The sequence below is a fragment of the Burkholderia ubonensis genome, from assembly GCF_001718695.1.
Lineage (GTDB): Bacteria > Pseudomonadota > Gammaproteobacteria > Burkholderiales > Burkholderiaceae > Burkholderia > Burkholderia ubonensis_B.
In genome coordinates, this window is sequence record NZ_CP013420.1 from 1,126,304 (window position 1) to 1,147,085 (window position 20,782).

General features: G+C 73.2%; 13 protein-coding genes. 1 reads left to right on the plus strand and 12 read right to left on the minus strand.

Going from position 1 to position 20,782, the window contains the following annotated elements:
• Window positions 1-130: 130 nt before the first annotated feature.
• The gene (locus WJ35_RS05135; protein ID WP_060237601.1) at window positions 131-1,717 is read left to right on the plus strand and encodes an acid phosphatase; all 1,587 of its coding nucleotides are present in this window, start codon (window positions 131-133) and stop codon (window positions 1,715-1,717) included.
• Between the two features lie 89 nt (window positions 1,718-1,806).
• Here WJ35_RS05135 and WJ35_RS05140 read toward each other — a convergent pair whose 3' ends face one another.
• The 12 genes from WJ35_RS05140 to WJ35_RS05195 form a co-directional block, all read right to left on the minus strand.
• Complete coding sequence (locus WJ35_RS05140) at window positions 1,807-2,001, minus strand: hypothetical protein (protein ID WP_029226735.1); 195 nt, start codon at window positions 1,999-2,001, stop codon at window positions 1,807-1,809.
• Window positions 1,983-3,539 carry a cellulose biosynthesis protein BcsG gene (bcsG, locus tag WJ35_RS05145; RefSeq protein ID WP_060237603.1) on the minus strand — a complete coding sequence of 519 codons (1,557 nt, stop codon included), beginning with the start codon at window positions 3,537-3,539 and terminating at the stop codon, window positions 1,983-1,985. Before bcsG ends, WJ35_RS05140 begins: the two co-directional genes overlap by 19 nt.
• Window positions 3,540-3,564: 25 nt before the next feature.
• Window positions 3,565-6,126 carry a UDP-forming cellulose synthase catalytic subunit gene (bcsA, locus tag WJ35_RS05150; protein WP_069238845.1) on the minus strand — a complete coding sequence of 854 codons (2,562 nt, stop codon included), beginning with the start codon at window positions 6,124-6,126 and terminating at the stop codon, window positions 3,565-3,567.
• On the minus strand, window positions 6,123-6,902 hold the full coding sequence (gene bcsQ, locus WJ35_RS05155; RefSeq protein ID WP_060237610.1) for a cellulose biosynthesis protein BcsQ: 780 nt from the start codon (window positions 6,900-6,902) through the stop codon (window positions 6,123-6,125). The genes bcsA and bcsQ overlap by 4 nt, the downstream gene beginning before the upstream one ends.
• On the minus strand, window positions 6,899-7,120 hold the full coding sequence (locus WJ35_RS05160) for a hypothetical protein (protein ID WP_042583717.1): 222 nt from the start codon (window positions 7,118-7,120) through the stop codon (window positions 6,899-6,901). The genes bcsQ and WJ35_RS05160 overlap by 4 nt, the downstream gene beginning before the upstream one ends.
• Window positions 7,117-9,027: a cellulose biosynthesis protein BcsE gene (bcsE, locus tag WJ35_RS05165; RefSeq protein WP_060237612.1), complete on the minus strand. Its 1,911-nt coding sequence runs from the start codon at window positions 9,025-9,027 to the stop codon at window positions 7,117-7,119. Before bcsE ends, WJ35_RS05160 begins: the two co-directional genes overlap by 4 nt.
• A gap of 20 nt (window positions 9,028-9,047) precedes the next feature.
• Window positions 9,048-12,944, minus strand: a complete 3,897-nt coding sequence (locus tag WJ35_RS05170; protein ID WP_069238846.1) for a cellulose synthase subunit BcsC-related outer membrane protein — start codon at window positions 12,942-12,944, stop codon at window positions 9,048-9,050.
• Window positions 12,929-14,137, minus strand: a complete 1,209-nt coding sequence (bcsZ, locus tag WJ35_RS31030; RefSeq protein WP_069238847.1) for a cellulose synthase complex periplasmic endoglucanase BcsZ — start codon at window positions 14,135-14,137, stop codon at window positions 12,929-12,931. Before bcsZ ends, WJ35_RS05170 begins: the two co-directional genes overlap by 16 nt.
• A gap of 3 nt (window positions 14,138-14,140) precedes the next feature.
• Entirely contained in the window at window positions 14,141-16,486 is a 2,346-nt protein-coding gene (gene bcsB, locus WJ35_RS05180; RefSeq protein ID WP_069238848.1) for a cellulose biosynthesis cyclic di-GMP-binding regulatory protein BcsB, read from the minus strand.
• Window positions 16,487-17,106: 620 nt separating this feature from the next.
• Window positions 17,107-17,568 (minus strand): hypothetical protein, encoded by a 462-nt coding sequence (locus tag WJ35_RS05185; RefSeq protein ID WP_069238849.1) that lies wholly within the window; start codon window positions 17,566-17,568, stop codon window positions 17,107-17,109.
• On the minus strand, window positions 17,565-18,971 hold the full coding sequence (locus WJ35_RS05190) for a phosphatase PAP2/dual specificity phosphatase family protein (RefSeq protein WP_069238850.1): 1,407 nt from the start codon (window positions 18,969-18,971) through the stop codon (window positions 17,565-17,567). Before WJ35_RS05190 ends, WJ35_RS05185 begins: the two co-directional genes overlap by 4 nt.
• Complete coding sequence (locus tag WJ35_RS05195) at window positions 18,971-20,737, minus strand: bifunctional alpha/beta hydrolase/class I SAM-dependent methyltransferase (RefSeq protein ID WP_060237627.1); 1,767 nt, start codon at window positions 20,735-20,737, stop codon at window positions 18,971-18,973. Before WJ35_RS05195 ends, WJ35_RS05190 begins: the two co-directional genes overlap by 1 nt.
• Window positions 20,738-20,782 lie beyond the last annotated feature (45 nt).

Here is a 20,782-nt window from a genome sequence, read left to right on the forward strand (position 1 = left end):
CGCCTCTACACCCGCGTGTCAAATCGGTTCCAGATAATGCGCGCAGCCGGTCGGCGCCCGGCACCTTTCGCGCCGGCTCCAATACAACCCGGTTCCCACACGCGACAAACAACGAAAGAGAGAACACCGCATGAAGAAGCACGCCTGGATTCGCTACACGCCGATCGCCCTCGCGGCCGCGCTCAGCCTGACCGCCTGCGGCGGCGACGACGTCACGCAGCAGGGCCTGTCGGCCGTCAAGAACGTCGTCGTGATCTATGCGGAAAACCGCAGCTTCGACAACCTGTACGGCAACTTCCCGGGCGCGAACGGCCTGCAGAACGTGACGGCCGCGAACTCGGCGCAGAAGGATCGCGACGGCTCGACGATGGCGACGCTGCCGAAGGTCTGGGGCGGCCTGACCGCGACCGGCATCACGCCGGCGGTCACCGAGGCGATGACGGCGAACCTGCCGAACGCGCCGTTCGCGATCGACGATCCGAACGGCTTCAACCAGTCGATGAGCATCGCGACGCGCGACATCGTGCACCGCTTCTACCAGGACCAGATGCAGATCAACGGCGGCAAGAACGACATGTACGCCGCATGGACCGACGCGGGCGGCCTGACGATGGGCCACTACACGCCGGACCCGTCGAAGCTGCCGCTGTGGAAGATCGCGCAGCAGTACGTGCTCGCCGACAACTTCTTCATGGGCGCGTTCGGCGGCTCGTTCCTGAACCACCAGTACCTGATCTGCGCATGCGCGCCGTTCTACGCGAATGCGAACACGAGCCCGGCGGCCGGCAAGATCGCGGTGCTGAACGCGGACGGCAAGTCGCTGAAGGTCGCCGCGAACTCGCCCGCCTCCGCGCTGAGCGGCCCGCCGAAGTTCGTCAACGACGGCGCGCTCACGCCCGACTTCTACGCGGTCAACACGATGCAGCCGCCGTACCAGCCGAGCGCGAACAAGCCGGCAGCGGGCGGCGACCCGCTGCTCGCCGACCCGGCCAACGCGTCGACGATGCCGCCGCAGACGGCGACCAACATCGGCGACCTGCTGACCAACGCGAACGTGTCGTGGGCGTGGTACGGCGGCGCGTGGGGCCAGGCGCTCGCGGCGAGCCAGAGCGGCACGTCGGGCGTGATCTACGGCCCGGACCTGTCGACGCCGAACTTCCAGCCGCACCACCAGCCGTTCAACTACTTCGCGAACCAGGCGCCGGGCACCGCGAGCCGCGCGCAGCACCTGCTCGACGGCGGCGCGAACGGCGCGGCGTTCATCCAGGCGATCGACGCGGGCACGCTGCCGGCGGTGACGTTCTACAAGCCGCAGGGCAACCTGAACGAGCACCCGGGCTACACGGACGTCACGTCGGGCGACCAGCACATCGCCGACGTGATCTCGCACCTGCAGAAGAGCCCGCAGTGGAACAACATGGTCGTGATCGTCACGTACGACGAGAACGGCGGCTTCTGGGATCACGCCGCGCCGCCGACCGGCGACCGCTGGGGCCCGGGCACGCGCATCCCGGCGCTGATCGTGTCGCCGTTCGCGAAGAAGGGCTTCGTCGACCACACGCAGTACGACACGGGCTCGATCCTGCGCTTCATCACGCGCCGCTACGCGCTGCCGCGCCTCGCGGGCCTGCAGCAGCGCGACGACGCGCTGAAGCAGAACGGCGCGCAGCCGATGGGCGACCTGACCAACGCGCTCACGCTGTCGCCGAACCTGTAACGGCGCAATCGGCCGGCGCACCGCCGGCCATGCCGGCGGCGTGGCAAGGGCGGCTTCGGCCGCCCTTTTTCATTGCGCGGGCCGCAGCGTCAGTCCCGCAACCCCATCAGCTTCGCGAGCGCCGGCCACCGGTCGAGCGCGTCGAGATACGCGCGGCGCGCCTGCTCGTCGACGTAGCGATCCGGATCGAGCGCCGGCAGATGGCGCGCGAGCCCGATCACGTCGTTGGGCTGCGACAGGCGCGCGTCGTCGCCGTCGGGTGCGGTCACTTTTCGTCGATCCATACGCCATCCGGAGTCTTGACCGCGTAGCCCGCGGCCGTCTGCATCGTCACGGTGCCCTCGTTCTCGCCGACCAGCCGCGTACGCGGCAGGTCGGCCGCGTATTGCGCGAGCGTCGCGCCCGGCTTGAACGGGCTGTTCGACACGAGGTTCGACAGCAGCTGCGCGAGCGCGAGGAAGCTCGACGGCTGGTCGATCACGGTCGTCGTGCCGTGGTTGCCCGGGAAGCCGACGAGCCGCACGCCGACCGGCACGTGCACGATGCGCGGCGTCGGGATCTCGCGCAGGCCGGCCACCTGGTTCCTGTCGCCGCGCAGCGCCGCGCCGTGCTCCGGCACGAACACGATCACCGCGCGCCGGCCCGACGACGCGATCAGGTCGGCGAGCCGGTCGAAGTCGTTCATCAGCTTCGTCGCGCGCTGCGGATACGAGTCGATGCTGGTCAGCGAACTGCCGACCACGCGGTTGCCGTCGTGCATGCTGATCGTGTTGTAGTACAGCGCGACCGGCCCCGGCACCGACGCGCGCTGCGCGTACCAGTTCGCGAGCGTCGCATAGTCGTCCTTGATCGCCGAGCCGTCGAACGCGTGCATCGCGACCGGCGCGGCCGCGTTCGACACCAGCGGCGCGCCGGGCACGCCGAGGTTGTCGCGGATCAGCTCCAGGAAGTTGTCGAAGTGGCCGTCGTGGTTCAGCAGCGACTGCGCGGTATAGCCGGCGCGCGCGAGCTGCGCGAACAGCTGGCACTGCCGCGGCGCAGGCTTGTACAGGTCCGCATGGGCCTCCTGCCCGCAGCTCGCGCGCAGCACGCGGATCGCCGCGGGGCCGCTGTAGCTCGCGGCCGAGCTGAAGTTCGTGAACAGGTAGTCGAAGCGGCTCAGCATCGGATGATTGCGCACCTTCGCCGCGTCGAGGTCGTCCCACGCGAGCGAGCACACGTGCAGCACGATCACGTCGAACTGCGTCGCCGGATCGTTGCCGAGATGGCCGAACGTGGCCTGCCGCTGCGATTCCTGCGCGCGGAATGCGGCGAGCGCCGCGTTGTGATCCTCCGGCTGGCCGGCGCGCGCCGCGCCGGCCGACGGCGCCTGCGCCTGCGCGTTCGACGCGATGCGCGCGACGAGCCCGTTGCCCGCCTGCCACAGCGGCAGCGCGACGAGCGCGATCAGCACGAAGGTCGCGACGCGCAGCCAGCGGTTGACGACGAAGTATGCGACGAGCACACCGGCCACGACGAACAGCAGCATCGGCGGCAGCAGGCGCGGCAGGAGCTCCATCCAGTACTCGAGCCGGAACGTGCTCACTTCGCGCAGCGCGTCGGCGAGCCGCGCGAGCGGCGGCGCGTGCGCTTCGCGCGCGAGGAGCGCCACCGCGATCGCGAACGCCGCGACCTGCCGCACGATGCGCCAGCCGCGCCGCCGGATCGGCGCGCTCGCCGCGAGCGCCAGCGCGAACGCGAGGTTCGCGAGCCACAGCGGCTGCAGGCGATCCGTCGCGTACAGCGCGAACTTGAGGATGAAATACAGGTTCCAGAACGTCATCGAGACAACTCCATCGTGGGCGGCGTCAGTCGCGCGCCCGGTCGAGCGCCAGCATCGCCTGCACGCTGTGCGACACGCCCTTCAACAGGCGCACGTAACCGTCGACGCCCACTCTCAGCACTTCCCTCAGCCCGCGCAGCGGCGTGTCGGGCCGCTCGCCCTGGTGCCAGTCGAGCCACGCGTCCGCGCGGCCGAACGTGCACTGCACGAGCTGCCGCTCCTGCTCGAGCGTCAGCGCGTCGAAGCTCACGCCGACGTGCGCCGCGCTCACGCGGCACACGCGCACCGGGAACGTGAACGCCCGGTCGCCGCGCGTCACGCACACGGTCAGCGTGTCGCCCGTCGCGAGCGTCAGGCCCGGCACCGCCTCGAGCCCGAGGCCGCCCGCCGAGTAGTCGCTGGTGAAGCACGCGGCCGTCGTGCCGTCGGCGAGCAGGAGCGTCGCCGGCACGCGCATCGCGATCCGGTGCGTGACCCGCACCTGCTTCGCCTCGCGCGCGACCGCGAGCGCGGCGCCGAGCATCGCGAGGTTGTAGACGGTCCAGCCCATCGTGATCAGGATCGTCGACGCCTCGTCGCCCTGGTCGACGATCAGGCGCGACAGGCCGGCGAGAATCGCGATCACGTTCACCGCGAACAGCACGAGGTACGGCTTCGACGTCGACCAGTCGACGTAGCCTTCCTCGATCTTGCCGCCCTTGTCGGTCACGTTGAACTTGCCGTGCTTCGGGCTCAGGAACGCGACGGTCGTCGGCAGCGCGATGTACCACGCGAGCACCGATTCGTAGACTTCCGCCCAGAACGAATGGCGGAAGCGCCCCTGCATCCGCGAGTTCGCGATGTTCGCGAGCACGAGGTACGGGACGACGTAGCTCGCGAGCGCGACCGCCGACGCGTTGATGAAGTACAGGTGGAAGAACAGGTACGCGAGCGGCATCGTCAGGAAGATCAGCCGCGGAATGCCGTAGAAGAAGTGCAGCATCGCGTTGCCGTAGCAGATCCGCTGCACGAAGCCGAGTCCGCGCCCGAGGAACGGGTTGTCGATGCGGAAGATCTGCGCCATCCCGCGCGCCCAGCGCGTGCGCTGCTTCACGTGGCCGGCGAGGCTCTCGGTCGCGAGGCCCGCCGCCTGCACGGTCGGCAGGTACGCCGACGTGTAGCCGCGGCGGTGCAGCTTGAGCGCGGTGTGCGCGTCCTCGGTCACGGTCTCGACCGCGACGCCGCCGATCTCCTCGAGCGCGCTGCGCTTCAGGATCGCGCACGAGCCGCAAAAGAACGTCGCGTTCCACAGGTCGTTGCCGGACTGCACGAGCCCGTAGAACAGCGTGCCCTCGTTCGGCACCTGGCGGAACGTGCCGAGGTTGCGCTCGAACGGATCGGGCGAGAAAAAGTGATGCGGCGTCTGCACCAGCGCGCACTTCGGGTCGCGCAGGAACACGCCCATCGTCGTCTGCAGGAACGAGCGGGTCGGCACGTGATCGCAATCGAAGATCGCGACGTACTCGCCGTGCGTTTTCGGCAGCGCGCGGTTGATGTTGCCGGCCTTCGCGTGGCGGTTGTCGTCGCGCGTCAGGTAGCCGACGCCGGCCTCGCGCGCGAACGCCTCGAACTCGGGCCGCTTGCCGTCGTCGAGCAGGTAGACGCGCAGCTTCGCGCTCGGCCAGTCGATGCTCTGCGCGGCGAACACGGTCGGCTTCACGACCGACAGCGGCTCGTTGTAGGTCGGGATGTACACGTCGACCGTCGGCCACGCGTGCGGATCGTCGGGCAGCGGCACGACCGGCCGGTCGAGCGGCCACGCGGTCTGGATGAAGCCGAGCAGCAGGATCAGCCACGTATAGGCTTCCGCCGCGAACAGCAGGTAGCCCGCCCACGCCTCCAGCGGGCTGCGGAAATCGAGCGTCTGGGTCGCGCGCCACCACACGTAGCGCACCATCGCGAGCAGCGCCAGCGACGCGAGCGCGAGCGTCGGCATGTGGCCCGGCAGGCGGCGCAGGCCGAGCGCGAGCACGGCGACGATCACGAAGAACGCGAACTGCGCGCCGGGCATCAGCGGCGACATGCCGGCCGCCGCCCACAGCAGCGCGCCGGCGGCCGCGAGCAGCAGCGGCGCGAGCCAGCGGCGCCGGCCGACCCGCTGCGCGCGCGCGTCGATCCAGCCGCCCCAGCGGTCCCACGGCAGGCGCGCGACGAGCGCGCCGACGCCCCGTCCGATCGCGCGGACGAACACGTACACGGGGACGACGGTCTTGTCGAACCATGCGAGCGGATCGCGCGCCGCTCGGCTGCCGGCCGCGCGCGGCGCTCGCACGAACGCGCGCCACAGCCACTCGCGCGGGCTGAGCGGCTGCAGCACGCCCCAGTCGGCGGCCAGCCGCAGGAACGCCGCGCGCGCACGGCGGCCCACGGGATCGGGCCGCCCGGGCCGCGGCGCGTGGAAGAACAGCCGCACGACCCAGTCGAGCAGCGTGCGCTCGGCGGGCAGCCCGATGCCGCGCGCGAGCCAGTCGAGCGCGCGGCGGCCGAACGTACGCGCGGCGGCGGCCAATCCGGCGGCGAATGTGGCAACGTATGCGGCGGGTTTCATCGCCGGCCCCCGATCCGCCCCGCCACGGCGGCGCCGAGCCACGCGTCGACCCAGTTCGCGACGCCGTGCAGGTCGTGCGACACCTGCGAATACGGCGCGTCGTCGAAGATCCAGCTGCCGCGCGCGAACGATTCGGGCACGGCGGCGTCGAGATGGATGCGCTGGTCGAGGATCGCCGCCGGGCCTGCCGCCTCGCGCAGCATCGCGAGCGCGTCGCGCTGCATGTCGCGGGCCGGATTCAGCCGGTTCACGACGATCTGCAGCGCGCCGCCGCCCGCCTTCAGCGCGTCGAGGCGCGCGGCGACGGTCGCGCACGCGGCGGGCTCGGGCGGCACGACGACGAGCGTCAGGTCCGCGCCGCGGATCGCGTGCTCGGCGTGCAGCGACGGGCAGCGCGCCGCGTCGACGAGCGCGACGCCGTCATCCGGCAGCGCGATCTCGCCGAGCGCGCGCGACAGCCACTGCGGATCGGCGGCGAGCCGCGCGTCGCACGCGGCCGCCTGCGCCGCATCGACGTGCCCGTACGGAACGAACAGCACGCCGTCGGCGCTGCGCCACGTATGGGCATGCCACGGCTCGGGGTCGCCGAGCAGGCTCTGCGCGAGACCGCCGCCGGACAGCGTGTCGAGGCCGAGGTGCGCGCCGAGCAGGTTCTGCGGATCGAACTCGACGGCGACCACCGGCCGGCCGCGGCGCGCGAGCAGCACGGCCAGCGCGGCGGTGAGCGTCGTGCGGCCCGCGCCGCCGGCTGTCGACGTGACGGCGATCGTCTTCATCGCGCCTCCTCGCGGCCCGCGGCGGCGACGTCGGCGGCCCCGGGCAGGAGCCGGCCGCGCAGCGCGACCGGCACGATCTCGCACGGCACCACGTCGTGCGGGTCGATCCGGCGCGGCGCGCGGAAGCCGCGGCCGAGGCCCAGGTGCCGCGCGATGATCCAGACCGGCACCGCGATCGCGATGCCGACGACGAAACCGATGACGATGTCGGCAATCATGGGGCCTCCGGCTTGCGCAGCGGCATCGCGCTGCGGGTGGCGCCGCGCGCGCGCGCGGCAACGACAGGGTGCGGGCCGGGCGCGGCCGGCGCGGCGGACGGATCGTCCGGCGGCGGTGCGGCAACGGCGGACTGTGCCGGCGCGTCGCCGGCGGCATCGATTGCCTGCGTCGGCGTCGCCGTATCCGCCCCCGCGCCGCCCGCCGGATGCACGGCCGCGAACAGGTCGCTGTAGTCGGCGATCGGCGCGCGCCGGTTCTCCGCCTTCAGCGCGTTCAGCTCCGCGTCGATGCTGCCGTGCGCGAGGTGCACGACGCGGTCGGACAGCGTGTCGACCGGCACGTCGAAGATCCGCTTGAGCGCTTCGTCCGCGTCGGCCGGCTCGCACGCGAACAGGAACACGTACAGGTGCTCCGCGTCGGCCGTCACCACGTCGCCCGCGCGGCGCGGCAGGCAGTGCCGGAGCGCGTCGACGTGCGCGACGCCGGGCAGCAGCGTCATCTTCACGAGGGTGTGCGACAGTGCGAGCACCGCGCCGCGATCGAGCACCGCGCGGGTCCGCAGGCAGAACGCGCCGACCGGCAGGTAGCCGAGCACCGTGTCGCCGAGCGCCGCGGCGAGCGCCGCGCGGTAATCGGCCGCGACCGGGCGCGCCTGCAGCTGGCCGTGCAGCGAGCGCACCGCGGCCTGCAGCCGCGAGAACGGCAGGTCGCGCCCGATCACGCTGTTCGCGCCGAGGCTCAGCACCAGCATCTCGAACTGATGGCGCAGCACCTCGCCGCGCTCGACGATCGCGATCTTCAGCGCGCCGCCGCACTGCCGCCGCAGCGTGTGCACGTCCGCGCACAGCGCCTCGAGCTGCGTGCGGGTGCGGAACGCGAGCACGGCGGTCGCCGCCTGCGCCTTCGCGCACGCGGCCACCACCGCGGCGTTGTCGTCGACGATCTCCCAGTCGTTCGGCACCCAGCGCTCGCCGTCGACCACCGCGCGGCTCACGACCACCCGGTCCTCGTCGCTCGCGAGCTTCATCTGGCGCGGCTGCGCGAGCGCATCGGCATCGAAGATCGCGGACAGCCGGCCGCTCGGCGCGAAGCGCAGCGGCCGCACCTCGCCCGCGGCGAGCGTGTCGCCCGCGCGCCAGAAATCGACGACCCACAGCAGCTCGCCGTGGGTGCGCTGCAGTTGCGCGACGCCCGCGCAGACGCTGTGGAACGCGCTGCGCCGGGTGCGGCGCGCATCGCGCACGAGCGGCAGGTCGTCGGCGCCCGCGTCGTCCGCGCCCGCGTGGCCGGCGTCGGGGTTCATCAGCAGCACGACCGCGATCCGGTGCATCCGGCACCAGTCGGCGAACGCGCGCCCTTCTTCCGCCAGCGCGGCGGGATCGTTCCAGCTGAACCAGCGCTCCGCGCCCTCGACGAAATACAGCGAGCGGGCGTGAAAACCGAAGCGCTTCATCGCGCGGAACCCGCCCGTCAGGCGCGCGAACGGGCCCGGCGCGGCGTGCGCGGCGTCCGGCTGCGCGTCGGCGGCGGCCGGCGGCATCGCGAGCACGTTCAGGTTGCGCGGCCAGCCGGGCGCGAGCGCGGCGCCCGCGAAGCCCCGCTCGCCCAGTTGCGCGGCGACGCTCGCGTGGTCGCGCGCGAGCACGACCGTCACGTCGCGGGTGCGCGCCTGGCGCGCGCTTTCCCACATGAGCGCGTCGCATGCGGGCGTGCGCGCGGCCGCATAGACCGCATACAGGCCGCCCGCCTCGAGCTGCGTCCATTCGTCCGGCAGGCCGTCGATCGCGAGCCGGCTCAACGTGGACACGCGGCCGTCGGCCGGCCCCATGCGCAGCAGCGCGCGCAGGCGAGCGAACATGCCGGCGGCGCCGAGCGCGGGACGAGTGGCTTCGAAGTCGGTGTTCACGTTAACGCATCCCCTTCACGCTAAAAATCCGAATAGAGCCGCACCGGCGTCGGCGTGACGAGGCCGGTGCGCGGCGCGCGCGCGTCGAACGCGTAGCGCAGGTACACCATCGCCGAACTCGGCGCGTAGTCGTGCGAACGGTCGATCTTCAACTGCGCGCCGACGCTCAGGTGCGGGTTCATCCGGTACTCGACGAGGCCGTTCACGCCATACGAGAACGACACGCCGCGCGTCGAGCTGCCGCCGTATGCCTGCCCGGCGTAATCCGACGCGGGCCGCAGGCCGGCGACGTTCGGCACGCCGATCGGGAAATACGGCGAATCGCGCTCGTAGCTGTTCGAGATCCCGCCCGTCACGGTCAGGTCCCACGACAGCGCGTCCCGGCGCCCTTCCCACTCGACCGGCACGCCGAGCGACAGGTAGCGCTGCGGGCTGTAGTAGCCGCCCTGGCCGTACGTGTAGTAGCGCAGGTTCTGCGCGTAATGCCACGCGCTGCCGACGAGGCCGGTGCGCACGCGCATCGTCGCGCGCTCGTACACGGGCATCGTGAAGCCGGTGCGCAGCGTGACCGCCGTGTTGCGCTCGACGTTGCGGCCGGTCAGCACGCCCGCGCCGAATTCCGCGAACAGGTTCGCGCGGCCGACGTCGAGCGCCGCGCGCAGGTCCACGCCGTCGCGGCGCACGCCGCCCCACACCGCGCCGGTCCACGGGTCGCGCATGCCCGCATACGACAGCACGCTGCTCGTCTGCGGCCGCCGCGACGCGTTCATCGTGACGCTCGCGGGCCCGGCGTCGAACCGGTAGCGCACGCCGCCGACCACGTAGTGCACCGGGAAGCCGAGCGGCGACGTGCCGACGTCGAAGCGCCACGCATCCGACCGGTAGCCCGCGCCGAGCGCGACGCCCGTCGCCGACTGATGCAGCGAGCCGGGCGGATTCGCGCTCGGCGAACTCAGCGCCGAATGCAGGCCGAATGTCTTGAGCGCATACGCATCCGGATTGCTCGTGTCGAGCGTGCCGGCGTCGAGATGCACGGTGTCGACCTGCAGGAACGCATGCCCGTCGTAGCGGACCGGCATCTGCACGTAGATCGGCACCTGCTGCGCGCGGTACGCGGACACGCCCTGGTCGCCCGACTTGTACGCGGGCAGCCAGCCGATCTCGAGTTCGGGGTCGCGGCGCTGCTCCAGATCGGCGAACGCGGCCTGCGCGGGCGTGCGGCCGTCACGGCGCGGGCTCACGCCGCTCGCGCGCTCCTGCGACTGCGACAGCCGGTACAGCGACGCCGCGTCGTCGTAGCGCCCCTGCGCCTCGGCCACCCGCCCCGCCGCGACCGTCACGTCCGCGCGCGCCGGATAGGCCGCCTGCAGCCGGCCGGTGACGTCCGCCGCGTCGTCCGCGCGGCGCAGCGCGGTGAGGCGGCGCACCGCCGACAGCTGCGTGTCGACGTCGTCGGCGCTGGCGCGCGCGAGCACCGCCTGCACGCGCGCCAGCGCGCCGGCACGGTCGCCGCTGTCCTCGTCGATCCGCGCGAGCGCGAGCTGCGCATCGGCGTCGTCCGGGGTGCGCGCGACGACCGGCGCGAGCGCGGCGCGCGCCGCGTCGTAGCGGCCCTGCGCGCGCTCGAGGTCGGCCGCTTCGAGCGCGTGGCGCGGGTCCGCCTTGGCCGCCGGGCTCGCGCGGTCGAGCAGCCGGCGCGCCGCTGCGTAGTCCTGCTGCGCGATCGCGTCGTCGGCCCGGCGCAGGATCAGCCGCAGCGACTGGTCTTCGAGCCGCGCGGTCTGCGCGGCCGTCAGCGGCGGCTCGCGGCGGATCGCGTCGAGCCACGCGGCGAGTTCGCCGTCGCGGCCCGCGCCGCCGAGCAGGTCGCCGTAGCGCAGCCGCACGTCGGCATCGGCGTCGCGCGGATGCGCGGCGATCCAGTCGCGCAATGGCGCGAGGCCGCGCTCGGGCTCGCCCGCGTCGATCCATTGCGCGCCGATCGCGGCCAGCATGTCGGGATCGTCCGGCGCGAACGCCTGCGCGTGCGCGAGCGCCGCTGCACACGCCGCCCTGTCGCCGCGCACCAGCGCGCCGCGCGCGTCGGCGAGCGCGCTTTCCGCGTCCAGCTTGCGGGCGAGCGCGCGCATGCCGTCCGAGCGCCGCGCGTCGCCAACGGGCGCGAGCGCGGCCTGCGCGCCCGCGACGTCGTCGATCGAATTGCGGTACAGCGCCGTCGCGTAATGCATCTCCGGCTCATCAGATTGCGCGAGCCCTTCGTCCATCACGGTGCGGCCGAGCTGCGGCAGCCCCATGTCGCGATACAGGCGCGCGAGCGCGAAGCGGGTCCACGCCGCGTCGGGCGCCGCGCGCACCGCCGCTTCGTAGCGCTGCGCGGCCGGCCCGCGCTCGCCCTTGTCCGCGAGCGCGCGCGCCTGCCGCGCGAGCAGGTCGGCGCGCAGGCCGTCGAGCGCGCGCCGGTCGTCGCGGCCCGCGACCCGGCCTTGCAGCGCGTCGAGCAACGGGCCGACCTGATCCGCGCGGCCGGTGTTCTCGTACAGCGTGGCCGTGCTGCGCACCGCCGACGCGCTCGGCGCGCGCGCCGCCAGCAGGCCGCGCAGCAGCGGCTCCGCGCGCGCCCAGTCGCGCTGCGCGAGCAGCGCGTCGGCAAGCTGCAGCGTTGCGTCCGGGCTGTCCGGCTGCATCGCGAGCGCGGCGCGCGCCGCGCGTTCCGCGTCCTGCGGCCGCCCCGCCGCCGCGGCCGCGCGGCCCTGCGCGAGCGTGCCCCAGAAGCGCGCGGTCCGCACGAGGCTGTCCCATTTGCCGCGCCGGTCGGGCGCGAGCGCCGCGGCGCGCGTGAACAGCGCGCGCGCGTCGTCGTGCCGGCCCTGCCGCAGGCGCAGCAGCCCGAGCCCGCCGACCGCGTCCGCGTCGCCGGCCCGCGCGCGCGCGGCCTGCGTCAGCAGCGGCTCGGCCGCGGCGAGATCGCCGCGCGCGAGCGCCTGCAGGCCGCGCTGCTGCGCGATGTAGTTCGGGTCGCGTTCGAGGCGCAGCTGCGCGTCGCGCTGCCGCTCCAGCCCCGCGGCCTTGTCGCGGAATTCGGTGTCGTCCGGCACGAGCGCGAGGTACGCGCGCATCGCGTCGAGGTAGGCCGGGTCCGCATCGGCCGACTGCAGCACGCGCCGCCACACCGCCATCGCTTCCGCATGATCGGCGTCGGTGCGCCGCACGAGCGCCCACGCGAGCCGGTTCGCTTCCGCGCGCGTCTCGCCGCGCTGGTTCAGCAGCTTCGCGAGCCCGAGCGCCGCGTCGACGTCGTCCGGATCGGCCGCGACCGCGCGGCGCAGCGCCGCGATCGCCGCGTCCCGGCCGCCCGGCCCGTTCGCGACGATCTGGTAGTACTCGGCGCCGAGCGCGCCCGACGGCGCGCCGTTCGGGAACAGCGCGACGATCCGCCGGGCGGCCTCGTCCGCGCGGCCGCTGCGCGCGAGCAGGCGGATCTGCGCCATCTCCTCGCGCCCGCTCGTCGCGACCCGGTATTCGTCGTCGGCGCGCCGCGTCGCGGGCGCGCCGCCCGCCTGCGCCTTCAGGCGCGCCAGCGCCGCCTGCGCGCCCTTCGCATCGCCCAGGCGCAGCAGCACGCGCACCTGCTCGGCGAGCAGCGCCGGATCGCCGGGCGCGATCAGCAGCCCCTTGCGGATCGCGTCGCGCGCGAGATCGTCGCGATGCTTGACGCCCCACATGCGCGCGGTCGCCAGCAGCCGCCGCGCGTCCGAGCGATCGGCCGCGCTCAGCGTCGCGGCCGGCTGGGACGTCACGACATCCTGCGCCGGAGCCACGGTGACAGCGGCGGCGGCCGGCACGGCCGCACCGATCGACGACGCGAGCCACGCGAACCGGGCGACGCGCGGCGCCGCGCGTTTCATCGTGCCGCGCATGGACGGCCCTCCCAGCGCACGTCCAGCGTGCCGTCCGCGGCGAAACGGTAGCGCGCGTCGCGCCAGCCGAGGCCGAACAGCGTCAGCACGCTCGTGTAGTAGCCCGGCGGCGAGCGTCGCGCGAGCGTGTCGACACGCGCCGCCTGCGCGTCCGCGAGCGCATGCTGGCCGCGCGCGTCCAGGAACGGGACCGCCGCCGCGGAGAAGCCGCCGTTGCCGTCGTTCGGCCCGGCGGCGCCGGTCGTCGTGTCGACCTTCTCCGGCGGCGCGCCGTGCGCGGCGATGTGCTCGGCGAACGGCGCGAAGCGCGCGAGCAGCGGCGCGGCGAGCGGATCGGCCGGATCGAGCATGCCGGCCCACAGATACACGCGGATCGCGTTGTACGCGCTCTGCGCGTGCGTGGCCGGATCGGGCGCGAAGCCCGCGCCCGCGCGGAACAGCGCCCAGTCCGGCGCGAAGCCCTTCGGCGCGGTGTCGAGCAGCACGCGCCCGGTGCTGGCCGCGAGCGCGGCCCAGCGGCGGTCGTCCGGCAGCCGTGCGCCGAGGCCGCGGATCACCTGCGGTGGCGAATAGCTCGGGTTGACCCGCCACAGGTCGTTCGCGAGCCGGAAGCCGACCGGCCCCGGCAGCAGCGTGAGCCCGAGCCCCGGCACGGCGGCCGTCTCGTCGTCGAGCACGCGCTTCGCGAGCAGCGCGCCGCGCGCGGTATAGCTGCGCTCGCGCCACAGGCGGCCCGCCTCGACGAGCGCATAGGCGATCCACAGATCGGCGTCCGACGCGGCGTTCGCGTCGAGCACCCGCCACGCGCCGTCGGCCGCGCGCCCCCACAGCCACGCGGGCAGGTGCGCGCTCAGGTCGCCCTGCGCGAGGTTGTTCTCGGTCCACGCGAGCATCCGGTCGAACGCGGGCCGGTCGTTCGCGACCAGCGCGAAGAACAGCCCGTATCCCTGCCCTTCCGACACCGTGCGCGCATCGTCCGAGCCGACGTCGATCACGCGGCCGTCGGCCGACACGAAATCGCGCTTGAACGCGTCCCAGCGCGGCCACGCGGCCGCGCATGCCCCGTCGGCCGCGTCCTTGCCCGCGGCCGGCGCGCTCGCGGCCATGCCGGCCGTCGAAACCGCCAGCGCCAGCGCCGCGCCGGCGCGCCACGCCGTCCGGCTCGCCCGCCGCCTTGCCGTTGCCTGCGCCATCCGTCACATCCCCCGTCGCCGCGCGGCAATCCTTTGCAGCACGCTGAACGCGCCGAGCGCGAGCAGCAGGCCCGCGACGACGCCGACCGCGCCGAGCACGACCGGATGCCGCGCCGCATGCGTCCAGAGCCGCGCATACCACGGCACGAAGCCGACCACGTAAGGCTCGCCCACGCGCATGCTGTCGACCGTGCCCGGCCGCACCACCGCGAGATCGCCCTGCAGCTGCGACACGAGCCCGGCGTTCTCGAACACGTCGAGCAGCGTGCCGAGCTGCGGCTGGCCGGTCGCCGTCAGCGCGACGACGCTGCGGCCGCGGCTGTCCGGCAGCTCGAAGCCGACGAGCGCCGCGAGCGAGCCGGTCTGCTCGATGTGCGCGCCGCCCTCGGCCATGCCGACGCCGTTGCGCCAGCGCTCCTTGACCGTGAACGCGACCCGCGCGCCGCCCGCGCCGCCCTGCTCGCCGAACGACAGCGGCAGCGCCGCGCGCCAGCGCGCGAGCAGCGGGAACGACGGCGCGCCGTCGATCACCAGCAGGTCCTTGTCGCGCAGCGCGGCCATGTCGCCCGGGCGCGCGACCTGCACGCGCAGCGCCGGGTAGCCGGTCCACTCGCCCATGTGGCCGAGCATCGTCAGGTACGCCTCGAGCTCCTGCGGCGACGGCCGGTCGGCGAGCACGACCGCGGTCTGCGACAGGTCCGCGAAGCGCGTGAACGGGAAGCCGCTGTTCGCGAAGTACGCGAGGTTCGGCAGTTGCGCGTAATGGACGAAGTGCGAGAAATCGATCGTCGAATCCGGGTCGATCGCCGCGCGCTGCGGCTCGGTCGCGGTGCTCGAGCACAGGCCCGTCTTCTGCGAATCGAGCGTGAAGCGGAACTGCAGCTGGTTGCCGCTGCCGACGCGGAACGCCGGAATGTCGACGTCGCTCGTCACGCGCCCTTCCGGCACCGACAGCAACGGCAGCTGCATGCGGCCGCGCGCGTCCTCGGCGTGGGACGGCCCGAGCCGGTACGACTTCACGAGCTGGTCGTTGATCTCGACCGCGAGCGTCGAATTGTCCTGCACGGTCGGCGCCGTGTAGCGGTAGCGCAGCGTGATCGGCACGCCCGCGCCGTTCCACGAATGCAGGTCGGCCGGCACCCGCAGGTTCAGCCGGATCGCGTCCGGCGACGTGCCGCGCACTTCCAGCTCGCGCGGGTCCGCCACCAGTTCGCGGAACGCGATCGGCCGGTCGACCGGCAGCCAGCGCGGTGCATCGTACGGCTTGCGCGGCGCGCCGACGTCGACATGCGCGACCGTCGCCGACGGCCCCGACAGCGCCGCGCGGCCGAGCACCAGCGTTGCGGCCGCGTCGTCGACTTCCGCCGCCGTGCGGCCGGTGACGACCAGCACCTTGCGCTCCGGCGCGGCCGGATTGTCGACGACCGCGAGCGTCGGGCCGTTGACGGACGGCAGCGCGAGGCCCGGCGGCAGTGCGGCGACCGGGCCGATCAGCACCGCGTGGTCGTTCGCCGGCAGCGCGGACGACACCGGGAAGCGCGCATGGCGGTAGTCCGCGAGCGCGCCGAACCACGACGCGAGCACACCCGCGCTGCGCAGCGTCGCGGTATCGGGCGACGCGGGCAGCACGAACGGCAGGCGCACCCGCCCGTTGTCGCGGCGGTCGAAGAACGGCGCGGGCAGCAGCGCGAGATCGTTCGGCAGGCGCACCGGCGTCTCGTCGAGGATCAGCTCGCTGGTCGGGCTCACGTCGGCCCACAGCGCCGAGTTCGCGGGGTCTTCGCAGTGATCGAGCGAGTAGTGCGCGATCAGCCGCAGCCCGATCTGGTTGAAGTCGGAGAAATAGCGCGGATCGATCGGGATTTCCTGCGTAACCGTGCGGCCCGCGCGCGGCGGGTCGAACGGCACGGTGGCGACCACCTCGCCGTTGATCGACACCTTCAGGTGCGACAGCGGGAACACCAGCGACGGCGAATACGCGTAGGTCAGGCGCAGCCGCGCGGCGGTCACCACGCGGTCGAGCCGCACGCCGGCGCTGATCGTGCGCGCGTCGTCGGCGCCGCGCAGGCGCAGCGGATCGAACGCGCCGACCGTCGAGAACGGCAGGCGCACGGTGATGGCCGGCCCGCCGGCCGCGGCGGCGGCCGCGCTGGCCGCGCCCGATGCGGCGGCAACCTGTAGCGCGCGCGCAACATCGGCGGGCGCGGACGCGGCGCCGGCAACCGCAGGCACGGCCGCCCCGGCCGACGCCACCGACGCGACCGGCATCGGCGCGGCGGACAGCGCGGCGGTATGCAATGCGCCGAACAGCGCAGCGGACAGCATGAACAACGACGCGGCCGGCCTCATGCTCGGCCCCGCATCGTTTCGAACGTCCGGTGATCCAGCGCGCCGCGACCGGCGCGCGCAAAGCAGCTATGCCCGTAAGTGCACATCCCCACTGCTTCCCCTCAATAATCTATCTGGCCTGAATTCATTTATCTGAACGGCGACGCGGCTTCTTTGTCCGGTCGCACGTCTACGCGAGCGCCTGGCACCGGCGCTACCCCATTCGTCACACTATCTCAAAAATAGGACGAAAGCCGCACGATTCAGCAATGCCGAAGCGAAAAAAACTCAATTCGGTCGGAAATGCTGCGTGCAGCGATTGAATGGCAAAACTTGCACGAGGGCTGGCGATCGGCCTGCCAGCATCGAGTCGGTGCGGCAGGTGTGCGTGGAGACGGATTGCGGCTCCTTGCGGGCCGCCCGAAATGTGCGCTGCCGCGTAGGCGGCGCGTATGCTACCGCAAGCGTGCGCCGCACGTCGGGATTTCTTCGCGCAAAGCTGATTTATATCAAATCGATTCCGCGGTTCGGTCACGCGGTTCGGGCCATTGCTGCGCTGCGTCGCGGGCGGCGCCGCGATCGTGTGGCGCGGCCGGGCGCTAATGGGTCGCTAACGGGCCGCTAATGCGCCGAGATGGCCGTCAATGGCCCACCGGCACCGCGATCGCGACCGCCACCACGACCCATTGCACGATCGCGACGAGCATGCCGGCCCGGCATAACCGGACCGCGCCGCGCACGCGCGCGTCGAGCCCGCGCGCGGCGCTGCGTGGATCGATCCAGCCGAGGTCGGCCAGTGCGCGATCGAGCGCGGTGAGCGCGTGGCCGAGCTCGTCGTCGCCGTCGTCCGACGTCGCGTGCGCGAGCGCGGCGAACAAGCGGCGATCGATCTCGATGCGCACCGCGTACCACAGCGCGGCGATCGCCGAGCCGGCGCTGACGACGGCCAGCACCGCGCGCGCGATGCTCGCCGGCGGCCAGCCCGATGCGATCCATCCGCCCGCGCCCGCCGCCACGAGCGCGACGGCGACCGCCCACGCGCCCGCATCGAGCGCGCCGCGAGCCGCGGCGATCCGGTACGGCGCCGACGAAGCGCCGCTCATGCGCGCCCCGCCGCGCGGCGGTCGATCCAGTCCTGCAGCACGGCCACCGCTTCATCCGGCCACACCGCGCGCGGCCGGACCGCCCGCACCGCGGCCAGCGCGTCGCGCGCATCGTGCAGCCCGCGCCGCATCGCGATCCACGCGGCCGCACACAGCACGCTGCGCCCGTAGCCTAGCGCGCAATGAACCAGCACGTCGCGGCCTTGCGCATGCAGGCGCTCGATGGCCTCGACCGCCGCCGCGAGTTGCGCGCAGCTCGGCACCACCAGATCGAGCTGCGGCACCGTCGCATACGCGCACGACGCGTCCGTCGCGGCCCAGCGCGGCATCTCGGCGGTCAGGTCGACGACGCCGGTAAAGCCGTGCCGCCGCAGCTCGCGCGTGGTCGGCGTGCGGCCGATCGACACGCGCTCGTCGAGCCGCGCGGGCGCGGGCCGCCGGAACGTCCACGCGCGCGAGTTGACGAACGCGCCGGCGATCGTCGGCGCGAGCAGCCCTTGCATGAACGGCGGGAACCGGCCGTCGGCGTCCTTCTGGAACGCGCCCGGCGCGCCGCGCCAATAGATCCATGCGACGCACGCGAGCGCCAGCGCGACCCACCCGGCGAGCAACGCCGCGGCCGGCGCGCGCGGCACACAGCCGAGTACGACCAGCACGAACGTCGCCGCGCCGAGCGCGTAGCGGCGCGCCAGCGCGCGGCTCGCCGCGCACGGCGCAGCGTCGCCGCTGCGCGAGTGGCCCGCCGCGTCGCGCAGCGGGAACAGGAACAGCGCGAGACAACCGACCGCCGCGCCGGTCGGCACGTCGATCACGTGATGCTGGTAGGTCGTCAGCACCGACACGCCGATCGCCGCGAACCACAGATGCAGCGCGGCGCGCGCCGGCGTGCCGCGCAGGTGCTTCGCATAGACGGCCCACAGCACGACGAGCAGGCCGATATGCAGCGACGGCGCCTGGTTGAACGGCTTGTCGAAGCCCATCAGCAGCGTGAACAACGCGCCTGCCACGCCGCCCGCGTCGGGCCGCTCGAAGCCGAAGCGCAGCGGCCACGCGATGAAGCACGCGACCGAGATCAGCTGCACGGTCAGCAATCGCTTCACGTGATCGAGCAGGTCGTCGCGGCGGGTCCAGAAGAAGAACGACAGCGCGTACAGCAGGTCGATCGACCAGTACGGCACGATCGTCCACGGCACGAACGGGATCGCATGCTCCCAGCCGAACGCGAAGGTCGGCACTGCGGCGCGACGCGCGGCGAGCCAGTTCGCGAAGCCGTAGGTCGAGAAGAACACCGCGCCCATCACCGCGAGCCAGCGCAGGCGCAGCGCGAACGACGCGCCACGCGCGCCGGCCGCCGCCGGTGCAGGTGCAGAAAGGCCGCGTGCGCTGCCGCCGAGCTCGCGCATCACGCGTCGACCCGCTGCGCGAGACTGACCGTGAAGATCCCCATCTCGTCGATCCGCTGGTCGAGCTTGCGGAAGCCGGCGCGCGCGACGAGCTCGTCCATCTCGGCCTGCGAGCGGCGCCGCATCACCCAGGTCGCGTCGCCGCGGTGGTTGTTCAGCGCACGCGCGATGAACTCGAGCTGCGGATGCCACGGCTGCCCCGTGTAGACGAGATAGCCGCCCGGCGGCACCGCCTGCGCGAGCCCGCGCAGCGAGCGCTCGATCAGCGCGTTCTCGCCGAACAGCTCGTAGAGGCCCGACACGATCGCGAGCGTCGGACGCGGTTCGAGCGTCGCAAGCGACGCCTCGTCGAACGCGTCGCCGCGCTCGAAGCGCGCGATCGGCTCGAGGCCGCGCTGCGCGATCAGCACGCGCCCTGCCTCGACGTTCGGCGGGCTGTAGTCGCGCAGCGTGATGTCGTCGGGCGCGGCGCCGTCGCGCTCGGCTGCCGACGCGATCGCGTCGAGCACGTAGCGGCCGTGCCCGGCCGCGATGTCGACGATCCGCACCGGCGCGCCGGCGCCGCGCAGCCGCGCGATCGCCGTGCCGATCAGTTCCTGCAGGTGCACCTTGCGCTGGCGGATGCCGGCCCAGCCCGGCGAATCGAGATAGGTGCGGTCGATCAGCCGGCCGACGCCGAGGCGCCCCTGCGCGTGATTGCGATACACGTAGTCGAGCGTCGAGCCCGAATCGAAGCCGAGCTTCAGCCCGAGCGCGATGCCGTCGGACAGCGCGCCGCCCGCCTTCAACCCTGCACGCGTGATCGCCCAGTACGCGCGCGCGAGCGGATTCGCGGGCGGCCGCTGGAGCGCCGCGTATTCGTCGTGGAACGCGCCGCGCCGGTCGGCGTCGGCAAGCGACACGCGCGGGCTCGGCGCATCGAATTCGCGCAGCACGAACGTGCGCAGCGGCGCGAGCGCCTGTGCGCGGTCGCGCTCGCCGAGCGTGTCGTGATAGAAGCCCGGCAGCACGATGCGCTCCTTGCGCGCCGCGCCGAGGCGCTCGTAGAAGCGGTCCTGCGGGCCGCGATGGACGACCCAGTCCGCGCCGGAGATCAGCAGCTGCGTCGGCACGGTGATCGCCGCGGCGTCCGCGACGATCCGCTGCGCGGTGTCGTGCAGGTCGAGCAGCATGTTGACCGCGATCGGCCGCGTGATCAGCGGATCGGCCGTGTAGCTCGCGATCCGCTCGGGGTCGTGCGTGAGGAATTTCGGCTTCACGTAGCTGTTCACGTAGAACAGCCCGCGCAGCTTGTGCATCAGCCGCAGGCCGGGCCGCGCGAACGGCACGTAGAGCTTGATGTGGAACGCCGGCGACGCGACGACGAGGCAGCGGATCGGCGGCGCGTAGTCGTGCGCCCAGGTCGCCGCGAGCACCGCGCCGACGCTCTGGCCGACCACCGCCATGTCCTCGATCGCGATGCCGTGCGCGTCGCGGATGTGCTCGACGAAGGTCTGCAGGTCGCGCACCGACGCGGCCGCGCTCGGGCTGTAGCCGCGCGCGCCCGGCGAGCGGCCGTGGCCGCGCGCGTCCCACGCGAAGAACGCGAATTCGGGCAGGTCGAGTTCGTCGACGAGGTGCGCGACGCGCGCCGAATGCTCATGACCGCGATGCAGCAGCACGATCGCGCCGCGGCAGCGTGCGAGCGTCGCGGGCCAGTGACGGTAGAACAGCGTTTCGCCGTCGTGGGTGGTGAAGTCCGCTTCGCGGGCGATGCGTGCGCTCATGCGATCTCTCTCGTTTCGTTATTCGAATCATGCGGCGCCGCCCCC